We start from the raw sequence: 20,336 nt of genomic DNA, 5'->3' as shown, positions 1-20,336 counted from the left end.
TTTTAATTCTATTAATCATAACTTAAAGGTTATGACTCCTTGAGGAAGCGCTGAACAAAAGGATCGTCATTGCGAGCGCAGCGCGGCCATCCAGGCGGAGCTCGCCGGATCAGGAGCTTATGGATCGCCGCATCGCTGTGCTCCTCGCGATGACGGCTTGATCAGCACTTCCTTAGCGCGGCGACAGGCTCTGCACTCACGGTCTGTCGCCTCAACCGTGGTTCCGCCCCCTGTTCCCGCGAGGTCAGGCCGGTGCTGTCACGCGCAGGGCCCGGCAGGCCATTGGCTGGCCGTCCGGCACGGGTGGGCTTGAAGCCAATGCTCGCGAGGGGCGATCCTTGGATGACGGGGCCGGAAATGGGGCAGGTCACCGGGGATCGGCGGGGGACGGCGCCTTCGTCGTCCGGGGTGGCTGTGTGTGGCATGAAGGTCGGCTGCAAGACTTTGCGCGAGGCTTCTTCATGCGGGATGCAGACAGGAAACGAGAGTTCGAGACGGCGCTGGATCGGGCGCGCCGGCCGGCGTGGCGGCGCGAGCACTGGATCGCGCTGTTGCTGCTGGTGGTCGCCTTTGCAGGGCCGCTGCTTTTCCATGACAGCGAGGACCCGGCGGTGCGGAGGCTGGTCGGGATGCATTTCGGTTACCTGCTGGCCGCCTCTTTCCTGCTCTGGATTGTTATTGCACTGAACGAGGGCCGCGTGCGCGGTCGGCGCCGCTGGTATCGGCGAGATACCGAATCCGTCTCCTTCTTCATCATGCTGGCGCTCAGGAATGGAATCGGCCTGCTGGCAGGTCTGAGCACCGGCTTGGCGTTTACCTTCCAGGGCGTCTGAATGCCTCGGCCATGGGCTGCCGTTGCTGACGCTCCATCGGACTGGGCCGCCGATCCCCGTGTTACCATCGCCCTCGCGCCGGAGGGCCGCTTCGGCATCACTACCCCGGAGGCATCACGACCATGGCAGCAGGCGCAGTGATCGTACTCGGTTCCGTGCTGGCGGCACTGGCCGTCGGCTCCGGGGCCTTCGGTGCCCATGGGCTGGAGGCTCGGCTCTCGGAGCGCGCCATGGCCATCTGGCAGACCGCGGTGCAGTACCAGTTCGTGCACGCGCTGGGCCTCCTCCTCGTGGCCGCGCTCTGGGAGCGTCTGCAGCCGGGCTGGGGACTCGCCTCGGTCATTGCGATGGCCCTCGGCGTGCTGCTGTTCTCCGGCAGCCTGTATGCCCTCGCGCTCGGCGCGCCGCGCGTGCTCGGAGCTATTGCCCCGATCGGCGGCACGCTCTTCATCGTTGGCTGGGCCACCCTCGCGGTTGCGGCCGCCGTCGGACGTGCGTGATACGATCGAACCCCTCACTCAGCGGAACACCCGGACAGGCGCATGGCGGGCTCACTCAAGGATCAGTTGCTCAAGGCGGGGATTGCCAGCCGGAAGCAGGCCAAGGAGGCCGAGCTGGACAAGCGACGGAAGCGCAAGAAGGGGCAGCACGGGCCGGCCAGGGAAGACCTGGACCGGGCCTCGGCGATCGAGGCCGCACGCCGGGAGAAGCTCGAGAAGGACCGCGAGCTGAACGAGCGCCGCAGGCGGGAGCAGGCGGAACGCGCGTTGCGCGCCGAGATCCGGCAACTGGCGGAGCAGCACGCAGTTCCGCTACCCCGGGACCCTGAGCTCCGCTACAATTTCGTCTGGAAGAACAAGGTTCACTCGCTCTGGATCGATCCATCCCTGCGCAGCCAGCTGGCGGCGGGCACCCTGGCAGTGGTGGCCATTGACCCGGCATTCGCGCTGGTGCCCGCCGCGATCGCCGAGCGCATACGCGAGCGCGATCCTGCAGCGGTGGTGCAAAAGCCCGACGAGCCCCCCGCGAATGCGCCTGCAGAGGACGATCCCTATGCGGACTTTCCGATCCCGGACGACCTGCACTGGTAGCCGGCGGTGTTTCTGAGGGTTCCGTCGATCGATGTTCCGGATGCCTGGCGGCGTCGGTGAAGCGACGGTCCCCGCAGCTTACCAGCTTGCCCAGACCGAGGGTTCTGGCGGCAAGGCTGGATAGCCGGATTCCGTGATGCCGGAACGCATCAGCATCTCGCTCGGCGAGCGCAGCGTCCGTTGGAACTCCACCCAGATGCCATCCGCCCAGCGTTCGGTGACAGACCCCGCCAGACGGTGGCCGCGATCGCGCGCCGCGGGGTCCGGGAAGATGACCTCGACGGCCTGGTATTCCGCGGGCCAGGAGGCCTCCAGGAAGACCCCGCGACGGCAGATCTTGCGGGTCTCCACCTTGAGCATGGTCCCGCTCCTGGAGATCAGCCATGCCTCTGCACGAACCCAGATGCAGTCGTCTTCGGTCCTGTTCATCGCTCCCCCTCTTTTTCCCACGGGCTCTGTTACCTCAGGAGCCCAGCGGGATACCTCTTGCGTGTTCCGCAGCGGCTTTTTCTGAAAGATATATAGCGATAAGTAGATTAGACGATGGAATTACATTTTTGAATAAATCGTTGGATCTGTATATGCGGTATCCGTGCACACCATGCCTCGTTGAATCGCCCAAGACATGTTGACCCGGACAGGGGATCTCCTATGCTTCAAGCAGCCGTTTGAACCGGACGCCTGAAGCAGTGAATCCGGGGCCCATCGCAGCCGGTACTGGTCGGGACGGCTGCGCACTGGAGGCATCGGCAGGGGAATGGGGGTGCTCCATCGGAGGAGCCAAAGAAGATTGCTGGCATGAATGCGAAGAATCATTCGCCGGGCGAAATCCGGCATCACCAGACAGGGGGATCTGCATGTCGCGGAAACAGCGTGGTTGCGGTGCGCGGCGTGGCCGTGCGGGCGCCTTGGCCGCCGGAGTGGCCATGGCTCTGGGCACGGGTGCGCCGGTACACGGTTTCGAAATCAGCAGTGAGGGCGGACAAGTCCGGGGGAGCTTCGACACGACCGTTTCGCTGGGTGCCCGCTGGCGCATGGAGAAGCCCGACGACGCGCTGATCGGGATCGCAAACGGGGGCACCGCACGCTCGGTCAACGAGGATAACGCCAACCTGAACTGGGATCGCGGGGAAGCGGTGTCCCTGGCCGCGCAGGTGACGCACGATCTGGACCTGAACTACCGCAATTACGGCGCCTTCGTCCGGGCCACCTATTTCTACGACGAGGCGGTGATGGGCAAGGACGGGCTCAGCTCGGCGGCCCGGGACCAGGCCGGCCGCGACTTCGAAGTCCTCGATGCCTACGTCCGCGGCGATTTCGACGTGGGCGAACGCTGGCTCGGTGCCCGTCTCGGGCGGCAGGTGGTGAACTGGGGCGAGAGCACCTTCATACAGAACGGCATCAACGTGCTGAACCCGATCGACGTCAGCCGCCTGCGCATACCCGGTTCGGAACTGCGCGAGGGCCTGATGCCGCTGAACATGCTCTGGGCGGGCCATGACCTCACCGATCGCCTTTCGGTGGAGGGCGTCTGGATGCTCGAGTGGGAGGAGACGCGGATCGACCCGGAAGGCACGTTCTTCAGCAGCAACGACTTCCTGAGCCCGGGCGGGGAACAGGTCTTCATCGGGTTCGGGCGCACGAACGATCTGAGCTCACCGGAGGCCAATGCTCCGTTCAGCGCGGTCGGAGCGCCCAGGGCGACGGACCGGGAGCCTTCGGACAGCGGGCAATACGGGGTGGCCGTCCGGTACTTCGCCGACCAGCTGAATTTCACGGAATTCGGCCTCTACTTCGTCCGCTACCACAGCCGGACTCCCTTCGCGTCGGGTATCGCGGGCGCTCCAACGGTCTTTGAACAGGGACAGGAGACCGTGGTGCTGCCGGACGGGGCGGGAGGGTTCGTTCCCGCCCCCCCGGGGGTCCCGCAGGCGCGATACTTCGCGGAGTATCCCGAGGGCATCCGGCTGTGGGGCCTGAGTTTCAACACGCCGGGCCCCTGGGGCATCGCCTTGCAGGGCGAGTACTCCTATCGGCCGAATCAGCCAGTCCAGATCGCCGCGCCCGAGCTACTGCTGGCGGCGTTGGGCCAGGGCAACCAGATCCCGGCGGAAAACATCGGCGCCGATGGCGAGATCAAGGGCTACCAGCGGGTCACCGCACAGCAGGTCCAGCTCTCCGCGACAAAGGCCTTCGGGCCCACCTTCGGTGCCCAGCAGTTCATCGCACTGGGCGAGGTCGGTTACACGCGGCTGGATCTCCCGCCGGACGTGCCCTTCAACGCACCCGGGGTGTTTCTGCCGGCGGAGGACTCGGATCGGACCACCTCCTTCGGCGCGTTCCAGGACAACGGCTATGCGAGCCGTGATTCGTGGGGCTACCGACTGGTTGGCCGCATGGATTATCCGAACGCCATCGGCGGTGCGACCCTGTCGCCGAGACTGGTGTTCAGCCACGATGTCAGCGGCCGCAGTCCGACCTTCAACGAGGATGCGAAGGCGCTGACGCTGGGTCTCGGCGTCAACTATCTTCAGAACTTCACGGCCGACATCTCTTACACGTCCTTCTTCGGGGGCGAGCGGATCAGTGGCACCGATCCGGTTCCGAACCCCTTCGGACAGCCGCAGGACTATTCCAGTCACACCAACCCCCTCAAGGATCGCGACTTCCTCGCGATCAGCGTCAGCTACTCGTTCTGAGCGACGACAGGCATCGAGGAGCCAGGAGAATCATGCAAATCAAGATGACCATGCTGGCGTCGGCGCTGGCGCTGGCCGTGATCGCCGCGCCCGTCCACGCCGAGGTATCCGAGGCCGAGGCCGCCCGTCTGGGACAGGACCTGACCCCGATGGGGGCCGAGCGGGCCGGGAACGAGGCGGGGACCATTCCCGCCTGGGACGGCGGCCTGTCCAGCCCCCCGGGGGAACACGAGCCGGGAGGTCATTATGCGGATCCCTTTGCCGGCGACGAGATCCTGGTCACGATCGACGCGTCGAACCTGGATGAATACCGGGAGAATCTGACCGCCGGCCAGATCGCGATGCTCGAGACCTATCCGACCTGGGCGATGAACGTGTACCCCACCCGGCGGAGCGCGGCATTCCCGGAAGGGCACTATGAACAGACCATGGCCAATGCGACGCGGGCGACCCTCGCGCCGGACGGGCTCACCTTCGAGGGCACCTCCGGCGGTATCCCGTTCCCCATCCCGCAGAGCGGCGCGGAGGCGATCTGGAACCACCTGGTCCGGTATCGCGGAGAGTCCTACGTGATGAACTGGAGCCAGGCGGCGGTGACCCGGACCGGAAGCTACACCCCGGTGCGTTTCGACTACGAGTACGACTTCCACTACGGCAGCCTCACCAAGTCGGAGGACGAGATCGAGCCGGACAAGATCGCCAACTTCATGCAGTCGGTGACGGCCCCGGCCCGCCTTGCCGGCCAGATCCTGCTGGTACACGAATATCTCGACGAGCGCCAGGCGTGGACCTACAACCCCGGCCAGCGGCGCGTGCGCCTGGCGCCGCAGGTGGAATATGACAACCCGGGCACGGCGTCCGACGGCCTGCGTACCAACGATGACTTCGTGATGTACAACGGCGCGATCGACCGCTACGACTGGGAACTGGTCGGCAAGCGCGAGATCTACGTGCCCTACAATTCCTACGAGCTGGTCGGCGACACCATCAGCATGGACGATGTCCTCGAGGCCGGGCACATCAACCCCGATCACGCGCGCTACGAGCTGCACCGCGTCTGGGTGGTGGACGCAACGCTGAAGGAGGGCACCAGTCACCTGTACAAGCGCCGGACCTTTTACCTGGACGAGGACTCGTGGATGGTGCTCGCGGTGGACAAGTACGACAACCGCGATCAGCTGTGGCGCGTCGCGGAGCAGCACAACATCAACTTCTACGACATCCCGATGCAGTATCCCGCGCTCGAGGTCCATTACGACCTGCAGTCGGGCCGGTACATCGCGATGGGCCTGCGCAACGACGAGTCGCAGGTCTACCGGCTGACCGATCCGCGACCCGCTCACTTCACGCCCGCGGGCCTGCGGGGAGCCGGCAGACGCTGATCCACGCGGCGGGTCCGTGCGCCACCCGATGAGCCGGGCCGTGACCGGCTCCGCGATTTCCTGCAGGCGCACGGTGAAGTCCGCCGCGGCGCCCGGAGTACCCTCGTGAACCGGATCATCGGCCTGATCTTCCCGCTGTTCGTATTGATGGCCGTCGCGTTCGCGTTCTCGGAGCGACCTGACCCGCCCATGCCGGACACCCGGGTGGAAATCCGGCACCTGCTGATGCTCGATGCAGTGGCGGCGGGACCGCGGCTGATCGCCGTCGGGGAGCGGGGCCGCATCTTCCTGTCGGATGACGGCGGGCTCCAGTGGCGCAGCGCCGTCTCCGACAGCGCGGCGACACTGACCGCTGTGGCTGCCGTGAATCCCGAACGGCTGGTCGCGGTCGGTCACGACAGCGTGATCCTGTTGAGCGATGACGGCGGCGAGCACTGGCGCACGGTGTTCGCGGAACCGGAGGCCGAGGAGCCGCTGCTGGCCGTGCGTTTCGATCCGGACGGGCACGGATACGCGGTGGGTGCGTACGGTCGCTTTCTGGCGACCGGCGACGGCGGTCTCAGCTGGGAGCAGCGCCATCCCGATGGCACCGACTTTCATCTGGGTGCGATTGCCCGGTCCGGGGGGAGTCTGCTGCTGGCCGGCGAGGCGGGGACGTTGATGCGCTCCAACGACGGTGGCGAGCGCTGGCATGCGCTGGAGTCGCCGTATGCGGGTTCCTTCTTCGGCGCGCTGGAACTGCCGGGCGGAGGGGTGTTGGTCTACGGGATGCGGGGGCACGCCTTCCACTCTCCGGATGCCGGGGGGAGCTGGCACTATGTGGAGACCGGGACCGACCTGTCGATCTTCGGAGGACGTGTCCTGGCGGACGGCAGCCTGTTGCTGGTGGGTCAGAACGGGCTCGTGCTCCACGGGCGCGGCCTCGAGCGCGGCCTTGCGCCGCTCGATCTCGACACCAGCCGGACCTTCAGTGCCGTGGTCGAGTCCGGCCCGGCCGAGGTGCTGCTGTTCGGGGACGAGGGGGTCTTGTCCATCCCCCGTGAACAGCTCGGCGGTTCCGGATGGTGACCCTGCGGCGTGCGATCGAGGTCCTGGGGCAGCTGCTGTTCGGGTACCGGCGGCTGTTCCTGGCCCTCTTCGTGCTGCTGACCATCGCGCTCGGGTACTCGGCCACCCATCTGCGGGTCGACGCGGGTTTCGAGAAGATGATCCCGCTGGAACACGAATACATGCAGACCTTCGTCGCCTACCGCGACACCTTCGGCGGGGCCAACCGGATCCTTGTGGCGCTGCGCCAGCAGCAGGGCGAGATCTACAACCCGGAGTTCTTCGACACCCTGAGGGAGGTCACGGACGCGGTCTTCTTCATCCCCGGTGTCGACCGCGCGACGGTCACCTCCCTGTTCACCCCGAACGTGCGCTTCATCGAGGTGGTCGAGGAGGGCTTTGCCGGTGGCGACGTGATCCCGGCCGGGTTCCAGGGTACGCCGGAGGAACTCGAGGCGGTGCGCGAGAACGTGCTGAAGTCCGGACAGCTCGGACGCCTGGTGGCGAACGATCACTCCGGGGCGATGGTGACGGCGGAGTTGCTCGAGGTTGACCCCTCCACCGGCGAGCGACTGGATTACCTCGATGTGGCTGAGCGGCTGGAGGCGATCCGCGAGCGCCATGAGCGGGAAGAGCTCGACATACACATCATCGGATTCGCGAAGGCGGTGGGCGACATCACCGAAGGCGCGCGCGGGGTGGTCGTGTTCTTCGGACTGTCCTTCGCGATCACCGCACTGCTGCTGTACTGGTACTCGAGCTCGATCCGCCTCGCGCTGCTGACCCTGGTGGCGGCGCTGATCCCGGTCGTCTGGCTGCTCGGCCTGCTGCCGCTGATCGGGTTCGGAATCGACCCGATGTCCATCCTGGTACCGTTTCTGATCTTCGCGATCGGCGTGAGCCATGCGGTGCAGATGACCCACGCCTGGCGCACCGCGGTCATTGGCGGCGCAACCCCGATGGAGGCCGCGCACAGCGCCTTCCGCAGGCTGTTCCTGCCGGGTGCGATGGCGCTGACCACGACCGCGGTGGGCTTCCTGGTGATCATGCGCATAGAGATCGACATGGTGCGTGAACTGGCGCTGACCGCCGGATTGGGGGTCGCGTTGATGCTGATCACCAACATGCTGCTGCTGACCCTGCTGCTCTCCTGGGTGCGGCTGTCGCCCCGCGAGATCGAGCGGGCGCGGGTCCGGGAGCATGCCGGTGACTGGATCTGGAAGCGGCTCCGGCGGCTTGCCGAGCCCGGCCCGGCCCGGATCGTGCTGGCGGTCACGGCGGTGGTGCTGATCGCCGCCACCTGGCAGTCGCGGGATCTGCGCACCGGGGATGTCGGCACCGGCATCCCGGAGCTGCGCGCGGACTCGCGCTACAATCTGGATTCGGCCGCCATCGTCGAGTCCTTCTCCATCGGTGTCGACATCCTGTCCGTGATCGCCCAGAGTCGCGGCGTGGACGGGGCCTGCACCGATTTCGAGATCATGGATACCCTCGATCGCTTCGAGGTCACGATGCGCGGGGTATACGGGGTGCAGAGCGTGGTCGGGCTCCCTGGGGTGGCGAAGGTGATCTCCGCGGGCTGGAACGAGGGCGACCCGCGCTGGCGTGCGCTTTCGCGCAACCCCCTGATCCTCGCCCAGGCGGTGACACCGGTCGATACCGCGACCGGCCTGCTGAATACGGACTGTAGCGCGATGCAGATCCTGATCTTTACCCGGGACCACGATGGGGCAACGATCGCCCATGTGGTCGACGAGGTGAAGCGCTTTCGCGACGAGAACCCGTCCGACCGGCTGGATTTGCTGCTGGCGTCCGGTAACGTGGGGGTGATGGCCGCGACCAACGAGGCGGTGGACGCGGCCGCGGTGACCATGCTGCTGCTGGTCTTCGGGGCGATCGGCCTGCTGTTCTTCGCGGAATTCCGCTCCTGGCGCGCGACCCTGTGCATCGTGCTGCCGTTGTCCATCGTCGCGGTGATGTGCAGTGCGCTGATGGCGCTGCTCGACATCGGCCTGAAGGTCTCCACCCTGCCGGTGCTCGCGATCGCGGTCGGGATCGGCGTGGATTACGGCATCTACCTCTACGAGCGCATGTCCCATCGCTTCAGCCACGGAGACGATCTGCCACAGGCCTTCTTCCAGGCCCTGCGCCAGCGCGGAACCGCGGTGATGTTCACCGCGGCGACGATGAGCGTGGGCGTGGGCACCTGGATGCTTTCGGAACTGAAGTTCCAGGCGGACATGGGCCTGCTGATGGCCTTCATGTTCCTGGTCAACATGCTGGCCGCGCTGGTGCTGCTGCCGGCCCTTGCCAGCGTGCTGTTGCGCGAACGGCCGGCGCCTCCGGACCCGCTGGACGACGGGACGGTCTGAGCAGGGAGATCCCGATGGCCACCTTCCAGTTCCTGCATGCGGCGGACATCCACCTCGACAGCCCCCTTCGGGGCCTCTCGGGGCAGGAGGGGAGCGCCGCCGAACGGATCCGGGGCGCGACCCGGGAGGCCTTCGAGCAGCTCGTCACGCTGGCGCTTGCCGAGGAGGTCGCCTTCGTGGTCGTTGCCGGCGATCTCTATGACGGCGACTGGCGTGATTACCGCACCGGTCTGTTCTTCGCGGCACAGATGGGCCGCCTGAACGAGGCCGGCATCCCGGTATTCCTGCTGCACGGCAATCACGACGCGGAGAGCCAGATCACGCGCCGGCTGTCGCTGCCCGCGAATGTGCGGGTGTTCGGGGCGCGCGCACCCGACACCTTCGTGCTGGATGAACTCGGCGTCGCCCTGCACGGCCGGAGTTTCCGGCACCGCGACACCCGCGAGAACCTCGTGCCGGGGTATCCCGACCCGGTGGACTGCGACCTCAACATCGGCGTGCTGCACACCGGGCTCGGCGGGATGGGTGGCCACGAGAACTATGCGCCGTGCGCCCTGGAGGACCTTCTGGCCCGGGGCTACGACTACTGGGCGCTCGGTCACGTGCATCAGTTCCAGGTCCTCCACGAACATCCCTTCGTGGTCTTCCCCGGCAACCTGCAGGGTCGCCATATCCGCGAGACCGGACCCAAGGGAGCGGTCCTGGTCACCGTGACGGATGGCCGCCTGAGCGACCTGGCGGCGGTCCCGGTCGATGTGGTCCGCTGGAGCCGCGTGCCGGTACAGATGGACGCGGACACCGAGGTGGCGGGCGCCGTCAGCCGGATCCGCGCGGCCCTGGAGCAGGCCGTGGAGCGGGAGTCCGACGGGCGCCTGCTGGCCTGCAGGGTCGAGTTGCGGGGCCGCAGCGCAAGGCATGGGCAGCTTGTCGCGGCCGAGGACCATCTGCTCGCGGAGGCGCGGTCGATCGCGGCCGGACTGGGCGTCGATGCCGCATGGGTGGAGCGCGTGGTGGTGGCCACCCGTCCCGGGGCCGGATCCGCCGATCAGCCGGTGCGCGGTGATGCGCTCGGTGAGCTGCAGCGCATGCTCCAGGAGGCGCATGCGGCTCCGGAACTGCTCGAGCGGCTCGGCGAGGATCCCGGGCAGATGCTGCAACGGCTGCCCCACGCGGTGCGCGCCGGGATCGAGGGAGACTCGATTCTCGGTGTGGCCCTCGGCGGTGATCAGCGCGCGCTGATCGCAGCGGTACTGCCCCACCTGCTGGCGCGGCTGACCGCGGAGATCGACTGAGATGCGGCTGCGCCGCCTCGATCTGCTGCGTTACGGCCACTTCACCGGGCGGTCGATCGACTTCCCGTCGGGTGCCGGAGACCTGCATCTGGTCTTCGGGCCGAACGAGGCTGGCAAGTCCACCGCGCTGGCGGCGATCGAGGATCTGCTGTTCGGAATCCCCATGCAGTCGGACTTCAACTTCCTGCACGAGTACCGGGAGATGCGCCTCGGCGCGGTCCTCGAATCGGGCACGGACACGCTGTGCTTCCTGCGCCGCAAGGGCACCCGGGACACTGTGCTGGGCCCCGACGAGCTGCCGTTGCCGGGTGGCGAGTCCGTGCTGCATCCGTTCCTTGCCGGGGCCGATCGCCCCTTCTTCGAACGCATGTTCAGCCTCGACCACCGGCGCCTGGAGCAGGGCGGACGGGAGATTCTCGATGCGCGCGACGAGATCGGCCGGATGCTGTTCGCGGCCGGTGCCGGGATTGCCGACCTGCGCCAGCGCCTGACGGCCCTGGAGCAGGAGGCCGACGGGCTCTGGGGACCGCGCCGGGCCTCGAAGCGGCTGTATACCCGTGCGGCCGACCGGCTGGAGGCGGCGGACCGGGAGCTGCGCGAGCAGACGGTCACGGCGACGCAGTGGGAGGAGCGACGGGCCGCGGTTGCGGCTGCGGAGGAGACGCACGCGGAACTCGAGGAAGAGTACGTGCGCGTGCAGGCCGAGGGCCGGCGCCTGGCCCGGATCCGGCGCGTCCACCGCGACGTCCGCAGAAAGGCGGAGCTGGCCCGTGAGCTCGCGGCGATGGGGCGGCCGATGGTGATCCCCGAGGACGCCGAGGAACAGCGGCTCGAGGCGGAGGCCCGTGCGCTGGAGGCGTCGACCCGCATCCAGACGCTGGCGGACAGGATTCGCGAGACTCGGGAGGAACTGAAGGGACTGAACGCCGATGCCGCGTTGCTGCTGCGTGGCGACGAGGTCCGCCTGCTGCACGAACGGCGCATCGAGATGCGCCGTGCGCGCGGGGATCTGCCAAAGCGCCAGGCGGAACTGGCTGCGGCCGAATCCCGGTTGCTGGCATTGGCGACGGATCTGGGCTGGTCGGCCGGCAAGCCGGATGCGGTGATCGCGGCCCTGCCGTCCCGGGTGAAGCTCGGGCTCGCGAGATCCCTGCTGGCCGAACGCGGGGAGATCACCTCGGGCCTTGCCGTCGCCCGGGAGTCACTGCGTGAAGCGGAAGAACGCCGGCGGCGGGTCCTGGCCCGTCTCGAATCCGCCCCGGCCCCTCCGGACCGCGGCGGGCTGGCCGCACGGGTGGCCACGGTACGTGGTCAGGGTGACCTGGTTGGCAGGATGCAGACGGCGTCCGGGGAGCGGGAGCAGGCCCGGCTCGGCGCCGAAGGTCTGCATACGCGGATGCGGCCGGCAGTGGGACGTCCGGAAGATCTGGTCGACCTGCCGGTACCCGCGCGGGCCGAGGTGCAGCGGATGCGCGATCTCCTCCTCGAGTGGGAACAGCGCGACCGCGATCTGCGCCGCCAGATGCAGGATGCCGAAGAGGAGTTTCTCCGGCTGCGCCGGACGCTGGAGCGGGCATCGCGCGACGGCGCGGAGCTTTCCGGAGAGGAACTCGCGGAGGCGAGACGAGACCGCGACCGGATCTGGGAGCTGGTGGAACGCCGTCATATCCGGGGGGAGACGCTGCCGGCGCAGGATCAGGCGCGGTTCGCGGACGTGCCCGACGATCTCGCCGGGCACTTTCGCTCCGCGCTGCTGAAGGCGGATGCGATCGCGGACCGGCGGTTCGAGCGTGCCGAGACCGTGGGACGCCTGACCCAGCTTGCCGACGCCGTCGAAATGCAGCGGGAAGCTGTGGCTGCCGTGTCGCGGCGGCTGGAGACACTGGCGGGGGAGGGCGCAGAGCTGCGCCGCGAATGGCGCGCCCTCTGGGCGCCGGCGCGGCTGGAGCCCCTGGCGCCCGATGCGATGCTCGCCTGGCTGGAGTCCAGGGACGAGGTGCTGCAGCTGCTCCGGTCACGGGACGAGGCGGCCGTGCGTCTCGCTGCGCTGCAGAAGGAGGAACAACGAGCGCGCGACGGCCTGATCGGCGAGTTCAGGCGCCACGGCCGTGCGCAGGAGACGGAGGCGCAGCCGCTGCCGGTGCTGCTGCAGCGAGGCGTCGATCTGTTGCACGCGCTGGAACAGGCCGAGGGCGAGCGGCTGCGTGCGGAGGAGGACCTGCGCGCGGCCGATGACGAGGTGGAGCGACGCCGGCGTGAAGCCGAGCGTGCGGAGGCGGCCCGTGACGGCTGGCAGCAGCGCTGGGAAAACGCAATCGGCGACCTCGGTCTTCGCGCGGACGCGGATGCCGCGGAGATCGCGCGACAGCTGGACACCGTCGAGGCGTTGCAGAGCCTGGCCGCCCAGATCCGGAATCTGCGGCACGACCGGATCGAGAAGATCCAGGGTGACATCGAGGCCTTCACGCGGCTGGTCCGCGCGTTCGTCGAAGAGGTGGCCCCGGAACTCGCGGAGCACGGCCCGGAGGAGGCCGTGGTGGAGATCGAGGGGCGGCTCGAGGCGGCACGGGAGACCCGCAAGCGCCAGCAGGACCGGGCAGAGCAGGTCCGCAGGCTGGAAGAGGAGATGGCCGCGACCAGCGACCAGCAGCGCCAGGCGCAGGCAACCCTGACGCGATTGATGGAGGCCGCCGGGGTCGATTCCACCGGGGATCTGCGCGCCGCCATCGAGCGGGCGACCCGGGCCAGGCGGCTGCGCGGCGAACTGGACAGTATCGTGCGAATGCTGGAACAGGAGGGCGATGGCCTGCCCGTGGCGGAGCTGGAGCGCGAGTGCGCGGATGCAGACGTGGATCGGGCGGCGGCGCGGGAGCAGGCCATCGAGCAGGAACTGCGGCATCTGCGCGCACGTCTGGAGGCGGCGGTCGAGAACCGTGCGTCGGCCCGCGAGGCCTTTGCGGCGATCGGCGGCGATGATGCCGCCGCCCGGGTGGCGGCGGACCGTGAGGAGGCACTTGCCGGGATGCGCGAGACCGCGGAGCGCTACGTGCGCGCGCGCACCGCCGCGCAACTGCTGAAGTGGGCGATTGATCGCTTTCGGCGAGAGAAGCAGGCGCCGATGCTGCGGCGCGCAGGGGAGATCTTCGCGAGCCTGACCGGGGGCGCGTTCTCGGCGCTCCGGGTGGACTATGACGATCGGGACCAGCCGCAGCTGACCGGGGTGCGGCCTGGCGGCGCAAGCGTTCCGGTGCCCGGCCTCAGTACCGGCACGGCCGACCAGCTCTACCTCGCGTTGCGCGTCGCTTCGATCGAGGACTACCTCGAGCATTCGCCGGCGTTGCCCTTCGTCGCCGACGATCTGTTCGTCAACTTCGACGACGAGCGTTCAGCGGCCGGTTTCGAGGTGCTGGGACAGCTGGCCACCCGAACGCAGGTGCTGTTCTTCACGCATCATCGCCATCTGGTGGAGATCGCGCGCGAACGGCTGGGTGAGCGCCTGCACGTGCAGCTACTGGCCGACGCCTGAGGCCTCGTCAGCCGGATTCAGTTTCCGAAGACCTCCTTGAGCAGGTCGGTGGTGCGCGCCGCCGGGTTTTCGCGGATCCTGCGTTCCTCTTCGGCCAGCAACGTGAACACGCCGTCCAGCGCCTGGTTCGTCACGTATTCGGTCAGGTCGAAGTCGTCGAGCCCCGCAATGCCGGGAACGCGGTTGCCGGCCTGCTCGGTGAGCTCGGTGTAGGCTCGGGTCACATCCGTCTCCTGCATCGACTCGCTGACGATCGGCCGGAAGGCCTCGGCGATCGGTTCGCCGGCGCGACGGCGCAGGAAGCGCGTGGCACCGTCGGCAGGTCCGACCAGGATGCCGCGCGCGTCCTCGATGCTCATGTCGCGAATCGCCTGCAGCATGATTTCTTCCGCCTGCGGTGCCGCCTTCTCCGCGGCGCGGTTCATGCTCTCCTCGAACTCGTCGACCTGCCGGCCCAGTCCAACACCGCGCAACAGGCTGCTCGCGGTATCAAGCGGTCCGGGCATCGGGATCCGGATCTGCGCGTTGTCCATGAAACCGTCGGACGCGCCGGCGGTCTCGATGGCCCGCTGGGCCCCCTTGACCAGTGCCTCCTTCAGCCCGGCGGCCAGTGTCTGGTGTTCGGCATCGAGCGGTACCGTATCCGGCGCAGCATCGGGCTCGGCGGGCTCCGTGGAGAAGTCGGGAACGGTCCCCTTCAGCCGCTCGGTCCAGCTGCCCTGGGCGAGCGCAGAGGTGGAGAAGGTGAGAGCAAGGAGGGCGGTGAAGAGGCCGGCGCGGGTTGGGATGTTCATGTCTGTGTTGTTCTCGGTGCCTGGTCAGCGGTCGAAGTTAGTGTCATGAGGGCGCGGATCGTTCCGGCTCTTCATCCTGGAACGCCTGCGCTCGGTCGAGAGTGACGCAAAGCATACCCCCGGTCAACGCCGTGACCGGTCGAATCACGCCGTCCCGGGGAATCTTTTGCACCATCTCGACGGTTAGTGCGCAATCACCGGGGCCGTCGGGCCGAACCGCGCTCAGAGAGAACCGGAAGGGGGTTCGTCACGCATCTCGAGGACCAGGCTGACGCGCCGGTTCAGTGCGCGATTGGCGGCGGAATCGTTCGGAGCACGGGGGCGGGTGTCGGCATGCCCGGTCACGCGGATGCGCTCCTGCGGGATCCCGTGTGTGATCAGCTCCCGGGCGACGGTAGTGGCCCGGAGGGACGAAAGTTCCCAGTTCGACGGAAACCGCGGCGTGCTGATCGGAATGTCGTCGGTGTGTCCCTCCAGGGAGATCTTCAGCCGTTCGTCCTGCAGCGCCGTCACCAGGTCCTCGATCAGCACCTCTCCGGTGGGGTTCAGATCGGCGGTACCGGAATCGAACAGGATGCCGTCGCCGACCTCCAGGCGAAGCTGGTGCCGATCCAGCAGGAGTTCCAGGTCCTCTCGTTCGCCGCGGGCCGCGACCAGATCCATCAGGGCCTCGAACGCGGGCGGCACCGACGGCTCCGCCCCCTGCTGCCCGACCGTCGGCGGGTCCGGGGATTCCCCGGGCGTGGACGCAGCCGGCTCCGGGGCGTTCGGCGCTTCGTCCGCCCGGCCGTCGGATACGGGTTCCGCCCGGGCGGGCGGCACCTCTTCACTGAGGATCGGTGCCAGTGCGGCGTGCCAGACCGCCGGCTCGAACCCGGCCACGGATTCCGCCTTGGAGCCGGCAGCCGGACCGGCCGCCGTCGGGGTGACAGCGGGATCCGGCTCGCTCCGGGCTGACGCCGCAACGGGAGGGTCGAAACGGGCGAGGGGCTGAATCTCTTGGGGTTCCACGGCGCTCAGCCGGTTCACCTGCAGATAGGTGGCGCCCAGGAGGGCTGCGAACAACGTGACCAGCAGCAGGAGCAGGTCCAGGTACCCGACGGTCCAGCCGCTGTCGCCGGAGGCGTGATCGGCCTCGGCTTCCTCGAATTCGACGGTCTCCCGTCGTTTCCAGGCCGGCGCGGCCACCGCCGGCGCTGCAGGGCGACTGCGCGCCCGCCAGCCTCCCGGGCGCTCCAGCAGCACCCGTCCCGTCATGCGCGCATTCCCTGCAACGACATGGACCGTCCCTTCGGCGCCTCGCGCCCGGGTTCCGGCTCCGGTCGAGCCGCACCCATGAATTCACCGATCAGCACCGGGTGCTGGCGTTCGTAAAGCATCATGATCGCGTCCACCAGCATGTTCATGTGCAGAAGCTGCTGCCGCGAACGGTCCTCCAGCTTCAGCGCCAGCGGGCGGAAGACCAGGTTGGCGATCAGCAGGCCATAGAGCGTACTCATCAGCGCGAAGCCCATGGCCATGCCGATGTGTTCAAGGCCGGACTGGCCGAGGCTCCCGAGCATGGCCACGAGCCCGAACAGCGTTCCGAGCATGCCGAAGGCCGGCGCGAAGGTGGCCATCGTGCGCAGGATGCGGATGTCGCGATGGTCGTCCTCCTTCTGTTGCCGGATGCGCCAGTGCAGCATGCGTCCGAGTTCCTCGCCATTGTGCGGGTCGAGGGCGAGGCGCGTGCCGCCCCGCAGGAACGGATCCTGGATCGCGGTCGCGGCCTGTTCCGCGCCGCGCACGTCGCCGCGGCGGTAGCGCTCGGCGATCTGCAGGAAGGGCTTGTAGTCGACGGCGGTCGAGGTCTGCGTCTCCCGGAACAGCACGGGGATCCGGCGCAGCAGGCTCAGCACCGGGCCGGGGGAATGACCGATCACCGAGGCCAGTAAGGTGCCGCCGAGCACCAGCGCCAGGCCGGGCAGGTTGACGCCGCTCAGGCCAAGGCTCAGCCAGAGCAGCGCGGCGACCGCCAGTGTGCCCAGCAGCGTGAGACCGAAATAGAGTTTCCTGCGCATGCCAATCCCCGCGAACAACGACTTCGACAGGGCGGCATGCAGGGGGCGTGCCAGGCTCCGTTCGAGCCGTCAGGTGCCTGGATTTCCAGGGAATCGGGCGGTTCTCCGTTGCCGCGGCCTGGGCGCGGCGGCAGAAAATCGCCGCCGGCTGCCGGTCCTTTCGCCGTTCGCGTCAATACCCCGTCGTCCGCCGGGCAGCCCGCAGCGGGCGTTCACGGCCGCGGCCCGTATCCGGCGCGGCGGTGATGACCGATCAGGCTCACCACGATGGTGAGGATCGTGATCGGCAACACGAAACCCAGCATCACCAGGGAAAAGGCCGGCAGCACACTGTGCTGCTGGGCCGCGAGCACGAGGTAGCCGGTATAGGCGGCGTAATAGCCGAGGAACACCGTGCCTTCCCAGCGCGAGATCTCGCGTCCCGTGAACATGATCGGCAGACAGGCCAGCGCGACCGCGAGCATCACCCAGAGGTCGAGGTTGCGTGCCGCCTCCGCGACCTGGATGCCGAATGGGGACACCAGACCCGTGACGCCGAGCACCGCGAGGATGTTGAACAGGTTGCTGCCGACCACGCTGCCGACCGCGATATCGCGTTGCCCGCGCAAGGCCGCCAGCGTGGAGGTGGCGATCTCCGGCAGCGAGGTGCCCACCGCAACGATGGTCAGGCCGACGATCAGGTCGCTGATCCCGAAGAAGCGGGCGAATACCACCGCAGACTCGACCAGCCAGCGCGAACCGAGGACCAGTGCGGCGAGCCCGACCACGATCAGCAGCACCTGGACGGCCCAGTGCCGATCCCAACGGGACGGTTGCGGCAGGTCCATCTCCGGTGCCGTGGCGGCCGCTCGCGTCGAGCGCCGGGACTGGAGGATGAGAAAGGCCGTATAGACGACGACCAGCGTGAACAGGATGCCGGCATCGATCCGGCTGATGAGTCCGTCCATCGCCAGAACGAGCAGCAGCACCGTTGCGGCGATCATCACCGGGACCTCCTGGCGGATCACCTGTTCGCTGACCACCAGGGGAATGATCACGGCCGCGATGCCCAGGATCAGCAGGATGTTGGCGATGTTGCTGCCGATGACGTTGCCGATCGCGATGTCGGGAGTCCCGGCGAGGGATGCGTGCACGGCCACCGCCATCTCCGGCGTGGACGTCCCGAACGCGACCACGGTCAGGCCGATCACCAGCGGCGACACCCCCACGGATCCCGCCAGCCGCGCGGCTCCGCGCACCAGGGACTCGGCGCCCAGCACCAGTACGGTCAGGCCGAGAACGAACCAGATAAGGTGTACCCACATCGCCGCGCGTCGTCCTTATGCCGCCAGGATCCATCGAAGGCGTTATGGTGGCAGATATTCGCCTTCGGAGCAGCGATCCTCGGTCGCGAATGGCCCTGGCCGCGACCTGGCACGGCCGCCTCAGCGCGGCTCGAAGGTGAAGCCAAGGGCCTCGAGCAGGTCTGGATCATCGAAGTGCCGGCGCCCCACGAAGGCGATCGCGTGCAGTCCCCGCTGACGCATCGCGCCCGCGGAGGGAACGCCGAGCGGCCACAGCAGCAGGCGCTCCGGCCGTTGCGACTGCTGTATGACACCGGTCGTGCCGAACAGGCTCCGGGCGGAATCCCCCGCGGGCAACTGCAGCTGCGATGCATAGTCCTCGAGGGCGTAATGCTCGGTGGACGCGGAGGGGGTCGCTTCACCGACGTCGATGATGTAGTGGCTGCCCGCCTCCAGCCGCAGCCGCAGGCCGCGGTCTCCCGATAGACCGGGTGGCAGGGGGAAGGTCAGGGGGCGCTCGCCGTCCAGTCCTTCGAGGTCAATGCGGCTGCCCGCCGGGATGAACAGCTTGTGATAGCAGCCGCACTGGTGAATGCTGTCGTAGAGCACGGGGCGCAGCTCGTGATCCAGTGTGACTCGCCAGAGGATGCCGCTCAGGTCGCCGGCGTACAGATCCAGGCCGTGCTCGGGCGGGCGCTCGGGAAACCAGAAGGCGTAGTTGAGCTGGAGCAGGATGCGGGACCCGAGGCGGGTGTGACTGGGGAAGGTGAAGACCACCGGCCGTGTGGTGTCGATCTCGATTCGCCCCTGTTCGTCCAGACGAGGCGCTCCGATGCGGTCCGCGTCGGAGCGCTGCTCGACGACCACCTGCGGCATGAACCGACGGAACAGCGCATCCTGCTCGACTGCGGAGAGCCGGGGAATACCCAGTGCGTCCGTATCCAGCCGGACCGGAAGCAGCGCGGACGGATCCGCCGCCTGCGGTCCGGAGTACTCGCTCCGGCGTTCGAAGCGGGTTGCGCGCCCGGCCAGGTAGCGTGCGGTCATGTCGCGCCGGTAGCCCGCGATGAAGCCCCGTGCGACCAGGCCGGTGACCGGATACAAACCCAGGATCCTGGCCGCGGAGCTGTAGCTGTCCGGGACCCGGTAGGTCGAGGTGTCGAGCGCCTCGGGCGGGGAGGTCGCCAGGAAACACGACGAAAGTCGGGAGTCGAGGTCCGTGAAGTCGTGACGGTCTGCCAGGGCCTGGCGCGTGTCCCTGTCCAGGCGCGTGGATTCCACGGCATAAGCGTCCCGGCCCAGCTCGAATGCGTGACCGAGCCAGGCCGTTCGGGCGTTCGGAAGGAGCTCGTCGTAGGTGAAGCTCGCGAGAAAGCGGTTGGTGCGCAGGAGCGGGTGGCCGTCGATGCGCCGCAGGCCGGGCTCGAAGTGGGTGCTGGTGCTGATCGCGTGGTCGAGTTCGGTCAGCAATGCCTGGCAGATCTCCGGCTCCGGGGCCGGATGCTCCGGAACGGTACTGCAGCCCCCGAGCGCGAGGGCCGCGACCGCAATCAGCCCCAGCGGCCACGCCCCCCGACAAGCGCCTTCCGGCCGGGCCGAACGGCAGCGGCCCGTTGCGTCGATGTTCCGCGCTCGACGACGATGCCCGCCCCCGGGATCCGGCTCTTCCTTCACGCGCTGTCCCAACCTCATCTCCCGCCTTCGGTTGTCGTGGCCTTGATGCGGTGACCGGATCATCATAACGCTGCGCGGAGGACACGAAGACGCCAGCGACCCGGATGCGGGGCCGGGCCGGGCGCCGCGGGACGCGGCCGGCGCTGGATTGGTCAGCGCTCAGCGCCCTCGGTCCCCGGGGGAGGGGAGCCCCATCGGGGAGCCAATCCGTGCGCCGGCCCTTGCTCCGGGATCCCCGCTATGTTCCGCTTTCTGACATCGCGAACACTGGGCACGATCTGAT

15 protein-coding genes are annotated in these 20,336 nt (G+C 68.1%); 9 read left to right on the top strand and 6 right to left on the bottom strand.

What is annotated here, in order from left to right:
• Positions 1 to 461: 461 nt before the first annotated feature.
• The 3 genes from ACESMN_RS02925 to ACESMN_RS02915 all read left to right on the top strand — a co-directional run bounded on the left by ACESMN_RS02925 (position 462) and on the right by ACESMN_RS02915 (position 1,924).
• Positions 462 to 833 (top strand): hypothetical protein, encoded by a 372-nt coding sequence (locus ACESMN_RS02925; RefSeq protein ID WP_373052086.1) that lies wholly within the window; start codon positions 462 to 464, stop codon positions 831 to 833.
• A gap of 122 nt (positions 834 to 955) precedes the next feature.
• The gene (locus tag ACESMN_RS02920; RefSeq protein ID WP_373052085.1) at positions 956 to 1,333 is read left to right on the top strand and encodes a DUF423 domain-containing protein; all 378 of its coding nucleotides are present in this window, start codon (positions 956 to 958) and stop codon (positions 1,331 to 1,333) included.
• A 42-nt stretch (positions 1,334 to 1,375) separates the two neighbouring features.
• Positions 1,376 to 1,924: a DUF2058 domain-containing protein gene (locus ACESMN_RS02915; protein ID WP_373052084.1), complete on the top strand. Its 549-nt coding sequence runs from the start codon at positions 1,376 to 1,378 to the stop codon at positions 1,922 to 1,924.
• Positions 1,925 to 2,002: 78 nt separating this feature from the next.
• Here ACESMN_RS02915 and ACESMN_RS02910 read toward each other — a convergent pair whose 3' ends face one another.
• Positions 2,003 to 2,353 carry a hypothetical protein gene (locus ACESMN_RS02910; RefSeq protein ID WP_373052083.1) on the bottom strand — a complete coding sequence of 117 codons (351 nt, stop codon included), beginning with the start codon at positions 2,351 to 2,353 and terminating at the stop codon, positions 2,003 to 2,005.
• Between the two features lie 428 nt (positions 2,354 to 2,781).
• On the opposite strand from ACESMN_RS02910, the gene ACESMN_RS02905 reads away from it, so the two are divergent.
• From ACESMN_RS02905 to ACESMN_RS02880, 6 genes are all read left to right on the top strand, one after another.
• Positions 2,782 to 4,623 carry a DUF1302 domain-containing protein gene (locus ACESMN_RS02905; RefSeq protein ID WP_373052082.1) on the top strand — a complete coding sequence of 614 codons (1,842 nt, stop codon included), beginning with the start codon at positions 2,782 to 2,784 and terminating at the stop codon, positions 4,621 to 4,623.
• 32 nt (positions 4,624 to 4,655) lie between these two features.
• Entirely contained in the window at positions 4,656 to 6,005 is a 1,350-nt protein-coding gene (locus ACESMN_RS02900; RefSeq protein WP_373052081.1) for a DUF1329 domain-containing protein, read from the top strand.
• Between the two features lie 105 nt (positions 6,006 to 6,110).
• Positions 6,111 to 7,073: a WD40/YVTN/BNR-like repeat-containing protein gene (locus tag ACESMN_RS02895; protein WP_373052080.1), complete on the top strand. Its 963-nt coding sequence runs from the start codon at positions 6,111 to 6,113 to the stop codon at positions 7,071 to 7,073.
• Entirely contained in the window at positions 7,070 to 9,424 is a 2,355-nt protein-coding gene (locus ACESMN_RS02890) for an efflux RND transporter permease subunit (RefSeq protein ID WP_373052079.1), read from the top strand. The genes ACESMN_RS02895 and ACESMN_RS02890 overlap by 4 nt, the downstream gene beginning before the upstream one ends.
• Before the next feature lie 14 nt (positions 9,425 to 9,438).
• Positions 9,439 to 10,716, top strand: coding sequence for an exonuclease SbcCD subunit D (locus ACESMN_RS02885; RefSeq protein ID WP_373052078.1), 1,278 nt, complete (start codon positions 9,439 to 9,441; stop codon positions 10,714 to 10,716).
• Between the two features lies 1 nt (position 10,717).
• Positions 10,718 to 14,242 (top strand): ATP-binding protein, encoded by a 3,525-nt coding sequence (locus ACESMN_RS02880; RefSeq protein ID WP_373052077.1) that lies wholly within the window; start codon positions 10,718 to 10,720, stop codon positions 14,240 to 14,242.
• A gap of 17 nt (positions 14,243 to 14,259) precedes the next feature.
• Here ACESMN_RS02880 and ACESMN_RS02875 read toward each other — a convergent pair whose 3' ends face one another.
• From ACESMN_RS02875 to ACESMN_RS02855, 5 genes are all read right to left on the bottom strand, one after another.
• A complete protein-coding gene (locus ACESMN_RS02875; protein ID WP_373052076.1) occupies positions 14,260 to 15,036 on the bottom strand; it encodes a DUF4197 domain-containing protein in 777 nt (258 codons plus the stop codon).
• A 222-nt stretch (positions 15,037 to 15,258) separates the two neighbouring features.
• A complete protein-coding gene (locus ACESMN_RS02870) occupies positions 15,259 to 16,293 on the bottom strand; it encodes an OmpA family protein (RefSeq protein ID WP_373052075.1) in 1,035 nt (344 codons plus the stop codon).
• Complete coding sequence (locus ACESMN_RS02865) at positions 16,290 to 17,096, bottom strand: motility protein A (RefSeq protein WP_373052074.1); 807 nt, start codon at positions 17,094 to 17,096, stop codon at positions 16,290 to 16,292. The genes ACESMN_RS02870 and ACESMN_RS02865 overlap by 4 nt, the downstream gene beginning before the upstream one ends.
• A gap of 212 nt (positions 17,097 to 17,308) precedes the next feature.
• Positions 17,309 to 18,400 (bottom strand): calcium/sodium antiporter, encoded by a 1,092-nt coding sequence (locus ACESMN_RS02860; RefSeq protein WP_373052073.1) that lies wholly within the window; start codon positions 18,398 to 18,400, stop codon positions 17,309 to 17,311.
• A gap of 120 nt (positions 18,401 to 18,520) precedes the next feature.
• Complete coding sequence (locus tag ACESMN_RS02855; protein WP_373052072.1) at positions 18,521 to 20,071, bottom strand: hypothetical protein; 1,551 nt, start codon at positions 20,069 to 20,071, stop codon at positions 18,521 to 18,523.
• Positions 20,072 to 20,336 lie beyond the last annotated feature (265 nt).

The organism is Thioalkalivibrio sp., from assembly GCF_041690275.1.
Taxonomy (GTDB): Bacteria; Pseudomonadota; Gammaproteobacteria; order Ectothiorhodospirales; family Ectothiorhodospiraceae; genus Thioalkalivibrio.
Note: the sequence above shows the minus strand (reverse complement) of the source record. Positions and strands in the feature narration are given on the sequence as shown.

Bases quoted from the DNA above. Each gene is read 5' to 3' on its own strand.
- ACESMN_RS02900 (WP_373052081.1), top strand. From the start codon at position 4,656: ATGCAAATCAAGATGACCATGCTGGCGTCGGCGCTGGCGCTGGCCGTG.
- ACESMN_RS02885 (WP_373052078.1), top strand. From the start codon at position 9,439: ATGGCCACCTTCCAGTTCCTGCATGCGGCGGACATCCACCTCGACAGC.
- ACESMN_RS02860 (WP_373052073.1), bottom strand. From the start codon at position 18,400: ATGTGGGTACACCTTATCTGGTTCGTTCTCGGCCTGACCGTACTGGTG.
- ACESMN_RS02915 (WP_373052084.1), top strand. From the start codon at position 1,376: ATGGCGGGCTCACTCAAGGATCAGTTGCTCAAGGCGGGGATTGCCAGC.
- ACESMN_RS02870 (WP_373052075.1), bottom strand. From the start codon at position 16,293: ATGACGGGACGGGTGCTGCTGGAGCGCCCGGGAGGCTGGCGGGCGCGC.
- ACESMN_RS02920 (WP_373052085.1), top strand. From the start codon at position 956: ATGGCAGCAGGCGCAGTGATCGTACTCGGTTCCGTGCTGGCGGCACTG.
- ACESMN_RS02865 (WP_373052074.1), bottom strand. From the start codon at position 17,096: ATGCGCAGGAAACTCTATTTCGGTCTCACGCTGCTGGGCACACTGGCG.
- ACESMN_RS02855 (WP_373052072.1), bottom strand. From the start codon at position 20,071: ATGAGGTTGGGACAGCGCGTGAAGGAAGAGCCGGATCCCGGGGGCGGG.
- ACESMN_RS02925 (WP_373052086.1), top strand. From the start codon at position 462: ATGCGGGATGCAGACAGGAAACGAGAGTTCGAGACGGCGCTGGATCGG.
- ACESMN_RS02880 (WP_373052077.1), top strand. From the start codon at position 10,718: ATGCGGCTGCGCCGCCTCGATCTGCTGCGTTACGGCCACTTCACCGGG.
- ACESMN_RS02910 (WP_373052083.1), bottom strand. From the start codon at position 2,353: ATGAACAGGACCGAAGACGACTGCATCTGGGTTCGTGCAGAGGCATGG.
- ACESMN_RS02875 (WP_373052076.1), bottom strand. From the start codon at position 15,036: ATGAACATCCCAACCCGCGCCGGCCTCTTCACCGCCCTCCTTGCTCTC.
- ACESMN_RS02905 (WP_373052082.1), top strand. From the start codon at position 2,782: ATGTCGCGGAAACAGCGTGGTTGCGGTGCGCGGCGTGGCCGTGCGGGC.